Raw genomic sequence first — 15374 nt, 5'->3', positions numbered from 1 at the left:
CGGGCGCCCAGCCTAGTGCGCCCCGATCCGGTCAGGACTTCGTGGTGAAGGAGCGCAGGAAGAAGGCGAGGTTCGCCGGGCGCTCGGCGAGGCGGCGCATCATGTAGCCGTACCACTCGCCGCCGTAGGGCACGTAGACCCTGACCTGGGCGCCCGTTCCGGCCAGGCGCCGCTGCTCGTTCGGCCTGATGCCGTAGAGCATCTGGTACTCGAACGTCGTGAACGGGCGCTCGTTGATCACGCGGAGCGCGTCGGCGATCTCGATCAGCCGCGGGTCGTGGGTGGCGAGCATCGGATAGCCGCTGCCGGCCATCAGCACCTTCATGCAGCGCACGTAGCTCTTGTCGATCTCCCCGGCGGACTGGAAGGCGACCTCCGCGGGGGCGGCGTAGGCCCCCTTGCACAGCCGGACCCGCGATCCCGCGTGGGCCAGGCCCGCGCAGTACTCCTCGGCGCGGCGCAGATAGGCCTGGATCACCGCGCCCGTGTCCGGGTGCTCCTCGCGCAGCGCGGCGAGGATCCGCAGCGTGGAGGCCACCGTGGTGTGCTCCTCCATGTCGAGCGTGACGGTCGTCCCGGCGCGTCCCGCCGCCGCGCAGATCCTGCGGGCGTTGGCCAGCGCCAGGTCCTCGTCGAAGGACTGGCCGAGCGCGGTCAGCTTGACCGACACCTCGGCCCCCTTCGGGAGCTGGTCGATCAGCTCCTCGTAGGCCTGGACGGTCTTCTCGGCCTGCTTGGCGTCGAGGGTGTCCTCCCCCAGGTGGTCGAGCGTGACGAGCAGCCCGTCGGAGCGCAGCTCACGGGTCGTCTCGAGCGCGTCCGCGGTCGTCTCTCCCGCGATGAAGCGCCGGACCACCCCGCGGGTGACCGGCGCCGCCTCGATGGTCCTGCGGAGCCCGGCGCTGCGGGCGGCGGCCAGAAGTGTTCGGCGAAGCATCGTTGATCCCCTCCCACCCCCAGAGTAGAACTCCGGCCGGTCAGGGTGTGCGCCTGGGGAGGGTCGCCGCGCCGAGGACCAGGGCCGCGACCCCGCAGCCCGCGATGATCAGCATGTCGGCGGCGAGGTCTCCGCTGACTCCCGAGCGCGTGGTCAGCTCCCGCATGGCGTCCACCGCGTAGGACAGGGGCATGAAGTCCGAGGTCCGGTCCAGGACGGTCTGCATGGAGTCGCGGGGCGCGAACAGCCCGCAGAGCAGGAGCTGGGGCAGGACCACCAGCGGCAGGAGCTGGACGGCCTGGAACTCCGTCTTGGCGAAGGCGCTCCCGAGCAGGCCGAGGGCCACTCCCAGCAGGGCGTCGAGCAGGGCGACGGCCACCAGGCCCCAGATCGGGCCGTTCACGTCGAGGCCGAGGACCGTCAGGGAGAAGGCCAGGATCAGCCCGACCTGGGCCAGCGCGGTGAGGCCGAAGGCGATCGCGTAGCCCAGCAGCAGATCGAGCTTGCCCAGCGGGGTGGTCATGAGCCGTTCCAGGGTGCCGCCGGTGCGCTCGCGGAGGGTCCCGATGCTGGTCACCAGGAACATGATCACGAAGGGGAAGATCCCCAGGAGCATGGGGCCGATCCGGTCGAAGGCCCCGGCGTCGTCGAAGACGTACCGCAGCAGGGTCATCAGCAGCGTCGGCACCACGACGATCAGCGCGATCGTCCGCTTGTCGTGCTTGAGCTGGTCCAGGATCCGCCTGGCGGTCGCCAGGGTCACTCTCGGGTTCATGCCGCCACTCCCCTGATCAGGCGCAGGAACGCCTCTTCGAGATCGTCGGTACCGGTCTGGGCGCGCAGCTCCGCGGGGGTCTCGTCGGCCAGCAGGTGGCCGTCCCGCATGAGCAGGAGCCGCTGGCAGCGGGCCGCCTCGTCCATCACATGGCTGGAGACGATCATGGTCGTCCCGTTCTCGGCCAGCTTGTGGAACAGCTCCCACAGCTCCTGGCGCAGCACCGGGTCGAGCCCGACGGTCGGCTCGTCGAGCACGACCAGCTCGGGGCCGCCCAGCAGCGCCACGGCCAGGTTGACCCGGTTGCGCTGGCCGCCGGACAGCGATCCGACGAGCTGCCCCGCCTGGCCGCCGAGGTCCACCTCGTCGACGACCCTGGTCACGTCCTCCCTGGGCGCGCCGATCACGGCGCCGAAGTACCGGAGGTTCTCCGCGACCGTCAGGTCCATGTACACGGCGGGGTTCTGGGTCGCGTAACCGACCTTGTTCCGCAGCGCCCTGCTCCCGGCGGGCTCGCCGAGCACGGTCACCTCGCCGGACGCGACGATCTGCACGCCCACCAGGGCCCGCATCAGCGTCGTCTTGCCGCACCCGCTGGGCCCGAGCAGCCCCACCACGTGGCCGCGCGGGACGTCGAACGACACCCCGTGCAGCACCTCTCTCCCGCCTCTGAGGACCGTCAGGTCCTTGACGCTCACCGAATAACTCATCATGTGATGAATTTAAGCCGACACAAGGGCACGGTCAAGGCCCGGTGGATGCCGGGAAGGGGTTGACGGTGGCCGAAATCAGCCCAGATAGCGCTGGATCGTCGGCCCCACCAGGGCGACGATCTCCTCGTCCGAGGCGTTGACCAGCGGCTCGATCCCGATGACATAACGCATCATCACCAGGCCGATCATCTGCCCGGCGGCGGCGGTGATGTGCAGCCGGGGCACCTCGAGGGCGTCGGCGACGCGCCCGACCAGCGCGGTGGTCATGAACTCGCGGAGCATCGCCGCGCCGCGCTCGCTGGTGGCCGCCGACCGGACGATCGCCACCAGCCGGGGGCGCATCTCCGGATGCGACCACACCCCGAGGAACACCCGGACGAGCCGCTCCCCGATCTCCTCGCGGGGACCGCCCAGGATCCGCGGGAGCAGCAGCGCCGGATCGATCGGGAACTCCATGGCCTCGACGAACAACGCTTCCTTGCCGTCGAAGAAGTGGTGGACCAGCGCGGGGTCGACCCCGGCCGCACGGGCGATGGCACGCAGGGAGACGCCGTCGAAGCCCTTCTCGGCGAACAGCTCACGGGCGGCCTTGAGGATCAGCGGCCGGGTCTCCGTGGGGCCCCTGCGCCGTCCCGGCCGGACGGTCTCCCTGCCGGTGGCCGGCTCAGCGGGCACGGCGGACCTCTCCGGACGCCGTGACCTCCCAGGTGGGGCTGGCCGCCAGGTGGAGCCGGGCGAAGGCCAGCGCCTCGGCCAGATCCTCGACGCGCTCCGACCGCGAGGTGGCCTTACGGGTGTTGACCTCGAGCACGACGTGGCCGTTGAAGCCCTCCACCGCGAGGCGTTCCAGCATCTCGGCGCACGGCTGGGTGCCCCGGCCCGGCACGAGGTGCTCGTCCTTGTTGGGGATGCCGTTGCCGTCGGCCAGGTGCAGATGGCGCAGCCGGTCGCCGAAGCCGTCGGCCATCGCCAGGGCGTCACTGCCGGAGACGGCCGTGTGCGACAGGTCGAGGGTGAGGTGCGGGAAGTCGTAGTCGGTCGGGTCCCAGTTCGGGGAGTACATGCCGAGCTCGGTGCCGCGGGCCTTGGCGGGGAACATGTTCTCGACCGCGAAGATCACGTCGGTCTCGTCCTGCATCCGGGCGAGCCCGCGCTCGAACTCGCGGGCGTACTCGCGCTGCCAGCGGAACGGCGGATGGACGACCACGACCTCGGCCCCGAGCTCCTCGGCCACCTCCTTGGAGCGCACGAGCTTGCCCCAGGGGTCGCGGCCCCAGACCATCTGGGTGAAGATCAGGCAGGGCGCGTGGATCGACCTGATCGGCATCTGGTGGTAGTCCGACAGCCTGCGCAGCACGTTGAGGTCCTGAGAGGCGGCGTCGAGCGCCACCATCACCTCGACCCCGTCGTAACCCAGCCAGGACGCCATCTCGAACGCGCTCGGCACCTTCTCCGGGTAGACCGAGGCCGTGGAGAGGGTGATCGGGGCGTCCGGCACCCTGATCGACTGGGCGACATCGTTGCGGGACAAGGCTCCTGCCTCTCTGGCCGTATCTGTCGGAAAGCCTATGCGTTCCCCATCGTGACGCGAGCAGTCGACCGGCGGAAAAGGTCGATTCAGGCCCCGGGCTCGTTACCCTTTGTGACGTGGTCGAAGCAGCCCCCGGAGCCATCCCGAGTCCCAACATCTGGAACACGCCCCAGATCTACGAGCAGGAGAACAAGGCCGTCGACCCCGACGGCGTCCTCGCCGCCGCCATGCGCTCGATCCGTCCGTGGGACGGCCAGACCGTCCTGGACATCGGCTGCGGCACCGGCTTCCACCTCCCCTTCTTCGCCGAGACCGCGACGCGGGTGATCGGCGCGGAACCCCATGCGGGACTGGCCTCCGCGGCCCGCCGGCGGTGCGCGGGCCTGCCGAACGTCACCGTCCGGACGGCCGCCGCGCAGGCGCTGCCGGTGCCGGACTCCTCGGTCGACGTCGTTCACGCTCGGTGGGCGTATTTCTTCGGTCCCGGCTGCGAACCCGGGCTACGTGAGATTGCTCGCGTTCTGCGGCACGGCGGCACCGCCTTCATCATCGACAACGACGCCACCCGGACCACCTTCGGCCGGTGGTTCCGGACATGGCTTCCGAAGTACGACCCGGCGTCGGTCGAACGGTTCTGGGTACGACAGGGCTTCAGCAGGGAATCTTTGACCATTCGCTGGTCGTTTCCCGACCGGGGCACACTGGAGCGGGTACTGAAGATCGAGTTTCCGGCCGACCTCGCGGCACGCTTCCTGGCCGAGACGGACGGCACCGAGGTCGACTACGGCATCAATCTGTGGCACCGGACCTTCCGCTAGCTGGACAACTTGTATAACAATGCCGGGAACAGGAGGTTACTGATGAGTCGTCGCAATCTGGTCCTGGCCGCCACCGCACTCGGCCTGAGCGCCGCCGGTGCGGGCGTGGCGGGGGTCGCCGCACAGCGGCACGCCGTCCGGCGCCTGGGGCTGCGCCCCGACCCGCACGCCGGGGAGGCCTTCGGCTCGCTGCGCGGGCGTCCCACCCCGGTCTTCGCCGAGGACGGCACCCGTCTCTACGCGGAGATCGACAACGACGAGCGCACCGATCTCGCCGTCGTCTTCTGCCACGGCTGGACCTGCACCCAGGACACCTGGCACTTCCAGCGCAAGGCGCTGCGCGGCCTCGGCCGCCTCGTCTTCTGGGACCAGCGCGGCCACGGCCGCTCCGGTGCGGCGGCCCGGCACTCCTACGGGCTGCCGACCCTCTCCCACGACCTCAAGGCCGTGATCGACCAGACCGTGCCCGAGGGCACCCCGGTCATCCTGGTCGGCCACTCCATGGGCGGCATGACGATCATGCGCTTCGCCGACGACTACCCCGAGCTCATCGGGACCAGGGTCGTCGCCGCCGCCCTGCTCAACACCAGCAGCGGCGCCCTGGACGAGGTGACCCTCGGCCTGCCCGCGGCCCTGGCCAGGATCAACAAGAAGCTCATGCCGCACGGGATCCGCGCGGCGGGCCTCGGCGCGGCCTTCCTGGAGCGGCTGCGGCACCTGAGCCGCGACTCCAGCCTCCTGATCGAGGACCTGATCGCCTTCGGCCCCGACGCCAGCCCCGCGGCCGTCCGGTTCGCCGGCGAGATGCTGGAGTCGACCCGGCTCGAGGCCGTCACCGACTTCTTCCTGTCGATGATCACCCATCCCGAGATCGCCACCTGCACCCCGCTGGCGGGCGTCGAGACCCTGATCATCGCCTCGGAGAACGACACCCTCACCCCGGTCGAGCACAGCCTGACCATCGCCACCAAGTGCCCCGAGGCCCGGCTGGAGGTCATCGCGACCGCCGGTCACATGGCCATGCTCGAACGTCCCTCCCTGGTCTCCGACCACCTCGGCGACCTCATCGAGCGCACCCGCAAGGCTCTCTGAGTCAGGGCGGCAGCCGCCGGGCCAGCAGCGGGACCAGCGCCCGGGCGTACCGCTCCGACAGATGCCCGTCGTCGCGGTAGACCAGCGTGTCCCCGACGACCGGCGGGCAGCGCCCCGCGGCGCCGCACACCCAGCCCGCGGGGTCGATGACCGGGATGCGGTCCCGCCCGGCCGCGACGCGAAGCGCCTCGTGCCTGACGGTATCCCGGACGGCCGCCGGAAGACGGTTCGCGCAGTGGGCGAGCAGGGCGCGCGGATGCTCGCCGACGCAGTCGGGAACGTCGGAAAGCGGCCACGGCGAGTCCTGGACGACGATCCTGGCGGCACCGCTGGTCCCGATCGCGGCGAAGGTCGCGTGGAATCCCCCCTCCCACTGGCGTCGGGGGTCGGCCTCCGGCCGGAAGGCGTCTCCCGCGTCGGAGGAGGACAGGATCACCAGCGAGGGGCGCAGCGCCCGGATCCGGGCGACGGCCGCGGCCCGCCAGGTGTCGCACTGGGCGTAGGGGCCTCCGTTCCGGACGATCGTCACCTCGGCGATCTTGCAGGAGGCCTTGGTCATCGGCAGCAGCCGCCAGTGCCCCTCCCGCGCGATGACCTCCAGTGCGGGGAACCACTGCGCGGCGTGCGAGTCGCCGAAGAGCACCATGGTCCTGGCGGCCGCGGGATCGCCGTAGACACAGCCGCCGGGCAGGCCGGTCGCCTGATGGTCGGCGTGGCAGCCGTCCCGGTAGAGGGCCGACCGCACCGCCCTGACCTCGGCCAGCGACGGCTTGAGGTTGGCGGGCAGCAGCCGTCCCGCGCCGTCGAGCGCCTCCCTCAGCGACGCCTCGGGATCCGCCGCCGACGCCAGCCGGGCCTCCAGCCCCGGCGCGTCCGGCCCGCCGGCCAGCCGCAGCGGCACCACCAGGGCCACCAGGCAGCAGGCCGCCGCCCCGCCCGACAGCGCCGCCCCGAGGCCCAGCGCCGGCCCCTTGAACCCGAACCGCACCGGGTTCTCCACCAGCCGGAGCGTCAGGGCAGCGACGCCCAGCGCCGCGGCGGCCAGCCCGAGGCGCAGCGGGGCGTCCGCCTCCAGACCGAGCGCCTCCGGGCCGATCAGCACGAACGGCCAGTGCCACAGGTACCAGCCGTAGGACAGGCCGCCGAGCCACACCATCGGGCGGGTCCCCAGCAGGACCACCGCGCCGCGGGGCGCGGACCCGCCCGCGACGACCAGCACCGCCCCGAGAACCGGCAGCGACGCGAGATGCCCGGGGAAGGCCGTCCCCGCGTCGAACACGACCGCCGCCAGCACGATCGCGGCGAGCCCGGTCCAGCTCACGACGGCCGCCGCGGCCCCGCGCAGCCGACCGGTCCCGGTCAGCGCGAGCAGGGCGCCCGCCCCGAGCTCCCAGAGCCTGGCCTGGGTGCCGAAGTAGGCCCACGGCGGGGACGTCCCCGTCTGGACGGCGCCGAGCCCGAAGGAGACGGCGCACAGCACCGCCAGCGCGGGCACGAGCAGGGTCCGGCGCCGCAGGGCGAGGATCAGCAGCGGCCACACCAGGTAGAACTGCTCCTCCACCGCCAGCGACCAGAAGTGCTGGAACGGCGACGGCGGGGACCCCTGGGCGAGGTAGTCCGTCCCGGTCGCCGCGAGCCGGAAGTTGACGGCGTAGACCGCGCTCGCCAGCCCGTCCAGAACGTGGGCGTGGAACCGCGCGGGCGACAGCCACGCCCAGGCCGCGGCCAGCGTGGCGGCCAGGGCCAGCGTCGAGGCGGGGAACAGCCGCAGCGCCCGCCGCCGGTAGAACCCCCGGATCGAGACCCGGCCGGTGGCGTCGGCCTCCCGCAGGAGCAGCGACGTGATCAGGAACCCGGAGATCACGAAGAAGACGTCGACGCCGACATAGCCACCCGCGAAGGTCCGCACCCCGCAGTGGCCGAGCACCACGAGACCGACCGCGACGGCCCGCAGCCCCTCGATCTCGTGTCTCCGGGACCCGCCGCCCCTCCCTGAGGACGCCGGTGCGCGCTCCACAGCATCGAGCACCGGCGCCTCCCGAACCCCAAGGAACGCCTCATTAGAGCAGACCCCGCGCCCCCTCCCGAACCCGGAAAAGCCGCCTGCCTGCGAAAACGTGGGACAGCCGCCCCGGCCGTTACGCCACTCTTCAGCCCTCGTTCACTCGTGTTCGACGGGATCGGCGCGTCCACCTTCGCCGGCTCGCTGGCCTCGTTGCGGCGGCGGGGCCTGCTGGTCTGCTTCGGGACCGCCTCAGGCTTCGTGCCGCCGATCGACGCCATGCGGCTGGCCGTCGGCGGCTCGCTGTTCGTGACCCGTCCCGCCCCGGCCGACTACATCGCCGATCCCGCCGAATGCGCCGACCTGGCGGGCGAGCTGTTCGGCCATGTCGCGGCCGGACGCATCAGGATCGCCGTCCACCAGCGGTACGGCCTGCCGGAAGCCGTCCGGGCCCACCGCGAGCTCGAGGCGGGCCTGACCACCGGCTCGTCCGTTTTCACCTTCTGAGGGACATCGGCGACGAAAGGGGCGGCCCGCGGAGGGAGCGCGGTCAGACGTAGCGTTCGAGGATGCTGGACTCGGCGAGGCGGGACAGGCCCTCGCGGACGGAGCGGGCCCGGGACTCCCCGACCCCGCCGACGGCCTGGAGATCGTCGATGCTGGCCGCCAGGAGCTTCTGGAGGCCGCCGAAGTGGTCCACCAGCCGGTCGACCACCAGGCCGGGCAGCCGGGGGACCTTGGCGAGCAGGCGGTAGCCCTTGGGGCTGACCGGCAGATCGAGGGCCTCGGCACCGGAGAAGTCCATGGTGTGGGCGACCACGCCCAGATCCAGCAGCTCGTTGGCGGTGAGCTCGTCCAGGGACGCCAGCACGGCCTCGGCCGGGCGCTCGCTCGCCTGGTAGTCGCGGACGATCAGCTCCCGCTCCTCCTCGACGCCCGAGACCAGCTCGTCGAGCTGGAGCGACAGCAGACGGCCGTCGGTGCCGAGCTCGACCACGTAGCCGTCGATCTCGTCGGCGATGCGGCGGACCATCTCCAGCCGCTGGACGACCGCGGTGACGTCCCGGACGGTGACCAGGTCCTCGATCTCCAGCGCCGACAGCGTGCCGGACACCTCGTCGAGGCGGAGCTTGTACCGCTCGAGGGTCGCCAGGGCCTGGTTGGCCTTGGACAGTATCGCCGCCGAGTCCTCGAGGACGTAGCGGCCGTCGAGGTACAGGGCGATGATCCGCATCGACTGGCTGACCGAGATCACCGGGTAGCCGGTCTGCTTGGCGACGCGCTCGGCGGTGCGGTGCCGGGTGCCCGACTCCTCGGTGGGGATCGTCGGATCCGGCACGAGGTGCACCGCGGCCCGGACGATCCGGGTGCAGGAGCTGTCGAGGACGATCGCGCCGTCCATCTTGGCGAGCTCTCGCAGCCTGGTCGCCGAGAACTCGACGTCCAGTTCGAACCCGCCGGAACACAGCTCCTCCACGGCGGGATCGAAGCCGAGGAGGATCAGCCCCCCGGTGTGGCCGCGCAGAATGCGCTCCAGACCGTCGCGCAGGCTCGTGCCCGGCGCGACCGCCGCCAAGGTGGCGCGGCGCCGCTCATCGACGGTTTTCTCCTGTGCTGGCACGTGACCCCCGCAGGTCGCCGGACTTGTCTGAAGCACTCCCGGGAACACACGAACTGCTCCGGAAGCGCCCCCCGGTCTCAATTTCAGGCGCCCCCAGCTTACCGAGCCCTTTCACCTCCTCGTTCGGACGTACGGCCGGCCCCCGGAGTTCCCCGCCCCGCTAAGGGGCGACGAAGGCCACCCGCGACGCCTCTTCCAATGTGTCCACTTCGATGACCTTCATTCCTTCGAATTCGACCGCGCCGACCGACCGCAGCGGGCTGCCGCCCTTCCCGAGCTCCAGCGCGCCCCGTGGCACGACCGCGCTCCTGAAGCCCAGCCGGGCGGCCTCGCTCAGCCGCCGCTGCGCCCCGGGAACGGCCCTGACCTCGCCCGCGAGGCCGACCTCGCCGACCGCGATGAGGGTCGGCGACAGTGACTGCTCGAGGTTGGAGCCCGCGACGGCCAGCGCCACCGCGAGGTCCACCGAGGTCTCGCTGAGCCGCACCCCGCCGACGGTCGAGACGTAGACGTCGCGCTCGTGCATCTTCACCCCGGCCCGCTGCTGGAGGACCGCCAGGACCATCGCGACCCGCTGGGAGTCGAGCCCGGAGGTCGCCCGCCGCGGCGACGGCAGGAACGACTGCGCCACCAGCGCCTGCACCTCGGCGACCAGGGGCCTGCGCCCCTCGAGGGTGACCGTCACGCAGGTACCGGGCACCGGCTCCTCGCGCCGGGTCAGGAACAGCCCCGAGGGGTCGGCGAGCCCGACGATCCCGACCTCCGACAGGTCGAAGCAGCCCAGCTCGTCGGTGGGGCCGTAGCGGTTCTTGACGGCGCGGATCATCCGCAGCCTGCTGTGCCGGTCGCCCTCGAAGTACAGGACGACGTCGACGAGGTGCTCCAGCAGCCGAGGCCCCGCGATCGCCCCCTCCTTGGTCACGTGCCCGACCAGGACGACCGTGATCCCCTTCTCCTTCGCGACCCGGATCAGGTTGGCGGTCACCTCCCGGATCTGGGTGATCCCGCCGGGCGCCCCGTCCGCCTCCGCCGAGGCGACGGTCTGGATCGAGTCGACGATCAGCAGCTTCGGCTCGACCGCCTCGACATGCCCCAGCAGCACCGACAGCTCGGTCTCGGCCGCCAGGTACAGCTCGTCGGCGACCGCGCCGACCCGGTCGGCGCGCAGCCTGACCTGCTCGGCCGACTCCTCGCCCGTCACGTACAGGACCCGGCCGCGCTGCGCCGCCAGCGCCGCGACCTCGAGCAGCAGCGTGGACTTGCCGATGCCGGGCTCACCCGCCATCAGCACGACCGCCCCGGGCACGAGCCCGCCGCCGAGCACCCTGTCGAGCTCGTCCATCCCGGTCGGCTGGGTCTGGGACGACCGCACGTCGACCTGCCCGATCGGGCGGGCGGGCGAGGCCACGGGCCCCGCGCTCACCACCCGCGCCGGGGTGGGCGCCCCGGCCTCGCCGACCGTGCCCCACGCCTGGCACTCCCCGCAGCGCCCCACCCACTTGGCGGTCTGCCATCCGCACTCGCCGCATCGGAACGCGGTCTTCACTGCCCTCGCCATGAGACGAACCCTAGGGCGCTTCACCGACAGTTCCACGAAAGTGCAGGTCACAGCCGCTACCGTGCCTCAACATGATCAAGATCGCGGTCGTCCTGGCGACCCTGCTGACCGGCCCGGCTCCCGCCTCCGCCCTCGACCCCGTCCAGGCCGCCCCACCCGGCTCCGCCGCAATCAGCACAGCCGCAATCAGCACAGCCGCGATCAGCACCGCCGCACTCGACTACGCGGCGCTCGGCGACTCGGTCGCGGCGGGCCCGCTGATCCCGCGTCAGCACGGCCCGGCGGTCTGCCGGCGCTCCGACCACAACTACCCGTCGCTGATCGCCGGAGCGCTGCGCCCCGCGACGTTCACCGACGTGTCCTGCACCGGCGCCGAGCTCAAGCACCTGTCCACCTCGCAGTCCGGCCTTCCGCCCCAGCTGGAGGCGCTGAGCGACGACACCGACCTGGTCACGATCACCCTCGGCGCCAACTCGGTGAGCTGGTCGAAGGTCGCCCTCAATTGCGGTCTGATCAGTATCGGCACGCTCGGCCACGGCAATCCGTGCCAGCTGACACAGGGCAAGGCCGTACTGAAGAAGATGGTGAACATCCGCCCGAAGATCGACGCGGCCTACCGCAAGGTCCGCGAGGCCGCCCCGAACGCCCGGATCGTGGTCGTCGGCTACCTGAAGGTCGCTCCGGGCGACGGCAAGGGCTGCTGGCCGCGCCTGCCCCTGGCCAAGGGCGACCAGAAGTTCTTCGACGCGGTCGAGCGCGAGCTCAACGCCATGCTGAAAACGACCGCCACGAAGATCGGCGCCACCTACCTGGACGCCTACGCCCTCTCCGACGGCCACGACGTGTGCGCGAAGGAGCCCTGGACGTCCGGCCTGAAAGGCCCCAGCCTCGTCTACCACCCCACCGCGCGCGGCATGGAGCGCGTCGCCGCGGCGGTGGTGGCAAGCCTCGCCGCGCCCGTCGCGGCTACCTCAGGGTGAAGACGGCCTTGGGCGTCTTCACCCCGCCGCCCTCGGCCTGGATCACGTAGGTCCCGGCGAGCGCCTTGGGCCGGGGCGCCGCACAGCCCTGGCGGGAGCGCCTGCGGTCCCAGGCCAGCCCGCCGACGTAGGGGATGCCGCGCCGCAGCATCTGGATGGAGGTCCCGCCCGCCGCAGCGCAGTGCGCCGACGACCACACCCGGTCCGATCCCGACTTGATCTTCGCGACGAACCGGCCCGCGCCGACGTCGAAGGTGCAGTCGAGCCTGCCGGTGTTCACGACCGTCATCCGGAACTGCGGCGCGTCGGTCTTGGCGAAGTCGGCCTTGACCGGGGTCAGGTTGGCGACCAGATCGCCGGAGGCGCAGGCGTCGCCCGGACGGCGCGGCGCGGCGACGGTCGCCTGCTGGGTGACCGTCACCGTGACCGTCGGCATCGGCGGCGCGGGAAGGGCGGTCACCGGCACCTCCGTGGGCGTGGGCGCCGGCGAGACGTCCCCGGTGGCCGCCGCGTTCTTGACCGGGGTGGGCTTCTCCCCGGTGCAGGCGTAGGCCGCCCCGCCGAGCGTCAGCAGGACCGCGGCCAGCGCGATGGCCCGCCGACGCCAGTAGGTGTCGGAGTAGCCCTCGTCCTCGTAACCCATCGAACCCGAATCCATACGCACAGTATGCGTTTCCGATCTTCTCATCCCAGGAAGACACGCTGGCCCTTAACCTGGGCGGGTGCCGACTCGACCCATCCTCGACTGGTATGCCGAGCACCAGCGCGACCTGCCGTGGCGTACACCCGACGCCACCCCCTGGTCGATCCTGGTCAGCGAGATCATGCTCCAGCAGACGCCCGTCGTCCGGGTCCTCCCCGTCTGGGAGGAGTGGATGCGACGGTGGCCGGCCCCCGAGGCGCTGGCGAAGGAGCCGTCCGGCGAGGCCGTCCGGGCGTGGGGACGGCTGGGCTATCCGCGGCGGGCGCTGCGGCTGCACGCCTGCGCGACGGCGATCGTCGCCGAGCACGGCGGCGAGGTCCCCGACGACCATGCCGAGCTGCTCGCCCTTCCCGGCATCGGCGCCTACACCGCGGCGGCCGTCGCCAGCTTCGCCTTCCGGCAGCGGCACGCCGTCCTCGACACCAACGTGCGCCGGGTCCTCGCCCGGATGAGGTCGGGAGAGGAGTACCCGCCGAAGGCGCAGACCGTCGCGGAACTGCGGCTCGCCGAGTCCCTGCTCCCCGACGACGCCCCCACGGCCGCGACCTGGGCGGTGGCCGTCATGGAGCTCGGCGCCCTCATCTGCACCGCCCGCGCCCCGCGCTGCGCCGACTGCCCGGTGATCTCCCAGTGCCGCTGGTACCTCGACGGGAAGCCCGCCTACGACGGCCCCGCCCGCAAGGGCCAGTCCTACGCGGGCACCGACCGCCAGTGCCGGGGCCGTCTGCTGGCGGTCCTCCGCGACGCCCCCGGCCCGGTCGAGAAGCCCGTCCTGGACGTCGTCTGGGCGGACTCCGTCCAGCGCGAGCGCGCGCTCGACACCCTCATCGCCGACGGCCTGGTCGACCCCCTCGACGACGGCCGCTACGCCCTCCCCCGCTGAGGCTCCGCCGGCTGGTGGGAAGTCCTGTGACAGAGATCACTTGAGACCCTTGTCTCATGCGTCACGGGGGCGTAGCGTGCGGGCACCGATGGACCTCCCACCCCCGAGGTGTCCGATGGACGCAGTAGCCGCCGAAGGAAAGCTCCCTCTAGGTCTCGACGCCAATGGCGACATGACGCGCAAGTCCGTCATCGCCGCTTTCATCCTGGGGACGCTCGCCGTCTTCACCCTCTTCCCGATCGGGATCCTCGCGATCGTCCTGTCCAACATGGGCATGGAGCGCGTGAAGACCGATCTCCCCAGAGCCAGGAAGCTCGTCGCCTGGTCCTGGGGGATCTTCGCCGTGACGGACGTCGTCGTGGTGATCGGCCTCATCACCCTGCTGGCCCTCTCCTGACCCCACGTCCCCTTCCGGGCGGGAGGGTCAGAGGCGGTACCTGAGCACCTGGCCCCTGTGCGCCTTCCCGCCGCCCTCACCCGGGACGCCCCCGTTCACGATGTAGGCGTAGCCGCCCTTCACCGCGAGCCCGGACGGCCCGGTCAGCCCCTTGCCGATGAGGAGCTTGCGCTTGCCGCCCTTGACGGCGGTGAGCGCGCCCGCGGTGCTGCCCGACAGCAGCCCCTTGTGGCTGATCTCGAGGACGAGCAGCCTGCCGCGGCCGTCGAAGGCCAGGTCGATGATGTTGGTGAAGCCGTCGGCGACGACCTTCTTGCGGCCGTTCCCGGTGACCCGCCAGACCCGGGCGTTGCCCGTCGCGAACGGGAAGCCCGTCAGCTCGCCGACGTAGTAGGCGCCGTCCGGGCCCTTCACCACCGAGGTCGGCACGGACTCAGCCGGGACCTGGCCCTCCGCGCACTTGCCGGGCGGCGGCGCCTGGTCGGCGGGGAAGCCCGGCGGCAGCGCGGCGCACCGGGTCGGGAACAGCGCCAGCAGCGACACCTTCCCGGTCTTGGAGACCTTCAGCAGGTCGTTCGCGCCTCCGTCGGCGATGACGACGCTGCCGTCCTTCTCGGCCACGAGCGACTGCGGGTTGCTGTTCAGCCCGTCCATCGCGGGCGGCGTCCTGTCCGGGTTGTGCCTGGCCTCGTAGCGGGCGAGGTCGGCGCGGACCTTACGCGACGGCAACGACACGAGCGTGCTCAGCTTGCGCGCGCCGGGACCCAGGGCCGCCCGGCCGGACGCCGACATGCCCGACAGCACCATCACGAGCCGGCCGTTCCGGTCGAAGGCGAGGTCCTGCGGGCCGCCCGCGCTGCCGCCCGGGATCCCGGTCGAGGGGAACCCCTTCAGCACCCGCTTCTTCTTGCCCTTCCTGATCGCCACGACGGCGCCCGTCGGCCCGGCGCAGACCTTCTCCTCGCCCTTGCCGACGCACTTCTTCCCGGCGTTCCCGCCCTCCGCCACGTAGATCGTGCCGTCCTTGCCGACCACGATCCCCCGCGGATTGTCGAGCCCCTTGGCGACGACCTGGAGCCGCGGCGCGGCCTCCGCCGCCCCCGCGGGCACCAGCCCGAACGCCATGACCCCCGCGACCACAACAGCCCTGCGCATCTGCGCCCCTTTCCTCGTGACTTCCCCCGACGTCTCCGAGGTTCACAGTCCCGAGGTCCCCCACGCATGGGGCACAGGTCCCGCAGATGTCCTGCGCGGAGCCGGGAGCGCGACGCCTAGGGGCTGTTTCAAAGTCGGCGCCCGTGGCGAGCGGCGTCCAGGTGCGTGCCTCGCGGGGGCGGAGGAGGGAGTCGACCTGGTTGGGTCGG

At 71.8% G+C, this 15374-nt stretch carries 16 protein-coding genes; 6 read left to right on the top strand and 10 right to left on the bottom strand.

Features of this window, described 5'->3' with window-relative positions; genetic code table 11:
* Positions 1-31: 31 nt before the first annotated feature.
* The 5 genes from ABD785_RS39665 to ABD785_RS39645 form a co-directional block, all read right to left on the bottom strand.
* Positions 32-937: a proline dehydrogenase family protein gene (locus ABD785_RS39665; protein ID WP_344839599.1), complete on the bottom strand. Its 906-nt coding sequence runs from the start codon at positions 935-937 to the stop codon at positions 32-34.
* A gap of 40 nt (positions 938-977) precedes the next feature.
* Positions 978-1712: an ABC transporter permease gene (locus tag ABD785_RS39660; RefSeq protein WP_344839596.1), complete on the bottom strand. Its 735-nt coding sequence runs from the start codon at positions 1710-1712 to the stop codon at positions 978-980.
* Complete coding sequence (locus tag ABD785_RS39655) at positions 1709-2425, bottom strand: ABC transporter ATP-binding protein (RefSeq protein ID WP_344839592.1); 717 nt, start codon at positions 2423-2425, stop codon at positions 1709-1711. Before ABD785_RS39655 ends, ABD785_RS39660 begins: the two co-directional genes overlap by 4 nt.
* A 75-nt stretch (positions 2426-2500) precedes the next feature.
* The gene (locus tag ABD785_RS39650) at positions 2501-3100 is read right to left on the bottom strand and encodes a TetR/AcrR family transcriptional regulator (protein WP_344839589.1); all 600 of its coding nucleotides are present in this window, start codon (positions 3098-3100) and stop codon (positions 2501-2503) included.
* Entirely contained in the window at positions 3090-3956 is an 867-nt protein-coding gene (locus ABD785_RS39645) for a sugar phosphate isomerase/epimerase family protein (protein WP_344839586.1), read from the bottom strand. Before ABD785_RS39645 ends, ABD785_RS39650 begins: the two co-directional genes overlap by 11 nt.
* Before the next feature lie 116 nt (positions 3957-4072).
* Between ABD785_RS39645 and ABD785_RS39640 the strand changes: the two genes are divergently transcribed.
* Together ABD785_RS39640 and ABD785_RS39635 are read left to right on the top strand one after the other, a co-directional pair.
* Positions 4073-4774, top strand: a complete 702-nt coding sequence (locus ABD785_RS39640; RefSeq protein WP_344839584.1) for a class I SAM-dependent methyltransferase — start codon at positions 4073-4075, stop codon at positions 4772-4774.
* Positions 4775-4816: 42 nt separating this feature from the next.
* Positions 4817-5866: an alpha/beta fold hydrolase gene (locus ABD785_RS39635; RefSeq protein WP_344839582.1), complete on the top strand. Its 1050-nt coding sequence runs from the start codon at positions 4817-4819 to the stop codon at positions 5864-5866.
* A 1-nt stretch (position 5867) separates the two neighbouring features.
* Here ABD785_RS39635 and ABD785_RS39630 read toward each other — a convergent pair whose 3' ends face one another.
* A complete protein-coding gene (locus ABD785_RS39630) occupies positions 5868-7895 on the bottom strand; it encodes an acyltransferase family protein (RefSeq protein WP_344839580.1) in 2028 nt (675 codons plus the stop codon).
* A gap of 138 nt (positions 7896-8033) precedes the next feature.
* Between ABD785_RS39630 and ABD785_RS39625 the strand changes: the two genes are divergently transcribed.
* Positions 8034-8375: a zinc-binding dehydrogenase gene (locus ABD785_RS39625; protein WP_344839577.1), complete on the top strand. Its 342-nt coding sequence runs from the start codon at positions 8034-8036 to the stop codon at positions 8373-8375.
* Positions 8376-8418: 43 nt separating this feature from the next.
* On the opposite strand, the gene disA is transcribed toward ABD785_RS39625, so the two are convergent.
* Positions 8419-9489: a DNA integrity scanning diadenylate cyclase DisA gene (gene disA, locus ABD785_RS39620; RefSeq protein WP_344839574.1), complete on the bottom strand. Its 1071-nt coding sequence runs from the start codon at positions 9487-9489 to the stop codon at positions 8419-8421.
* Positions 9490-9649: 160 nt separating this feature from the next.
* Positions 9650-11047 carry a DNA repair protein RadA gene (gene radA, locus ABD785_RS39615; protein WP_344839571.1) on the bottom strand — a complete coding sequence of 466 codons (1398 nt, stop codon included), beginning with the start codon at positions 11045-11047 and terminating at the stop codon, positions 9650-9652.
* A 71-nt stretch (positions 11048-11118) separates the two neighbouring features.
* On the opposite strand from radA, the gene ABD785_RS39610 reads away from it, so the two are divergent.
* Complete coding sequence (locus tag ABD785_RS39610; protein WP_344839568.1) at positions 11119-12027, top strand: SGNH/GDSL hydrolase family protein; 909 nt, start codon at positions 11119-11121, stop codon at positions 12025-12027.
* Here the strand turns inward: ABD785_RS39610 and ABD785_RS39605 are convergent.
* Positions 12014-12685, bottom strand: a complete 672-nt coding sequence (locus ABD785_RS39605) for a hypothetical protein (protein ID WP_344839565.1) — start codon at positions 12683-12685, stop codon at positions 12014-12016. The genes ABD785_RS39610 and ABD785_RS39605 overlap by 14 nt on opposite strands.
* A gap of 64 nt (positions 12686-12749) precedes the next feature.
* Here ABD785_RS39605 and ABD785_RS39600 point away from each other — a divergent pair, with 64 nt between their 5' ends.
* The gene (locus ABD785_RS39600; RefSeq protein WP_344839563.1) at positions 12750-13613 is read left to right on the top strand and encodes an HhH-GPD family protein; all 864 of its coding nucleotides are present in this window, start codon (positions 12750-12752) and stop codon (positions 13611-13613) included.
* Positions 13614-13728: 115 nt separating this feature from the next.
* On the top strand, positions 13729-14010 hold the full coding sequence (locus ABD785_RS39595) for a hypothetical protein (RefSeq protein WP_344839559.1): 282 nt from the start codon (positions 13729-13731) through the stop codon (positions 14008-14010).
* 27 nt (positions 14011-14037) lie between these two features.
* On the opposite strand, the gene ABD785_RS39590 is transcribed toward ABD785_RS39595, so the two are convergent.
* The gene (locus ABD785_RS39590; protein ID WP_344839556.1) at positions 14038-15165 is read right to left on the bottom strand and encodes a ScyD/ScyE family protein; all 1128 of its coding nucleotides are present in this window, start codon (positions 15163-15165) and stop codon (positions 14038-14040) included.
* Between the last annotated feature and the right edge of the window lie 209 nt (positions 15166-15374).

The sequence above is a fragment of the Actinocorallia longicatena genome (assembly GCF_039534125.1).
Taxonomy (GTDB): domain Bacteria; phylum Actinomycetota; class Actinomycetes; order Streptosporangiales; family Streptosporangiaceae; genus Actinocorallia; species Actinocorallia longicatena.
The sequence above is the reverse complement of the archived record's forward strand: the minus strand, read 5'-3'. Positions and strand labels throughout refer to the sequence as shown.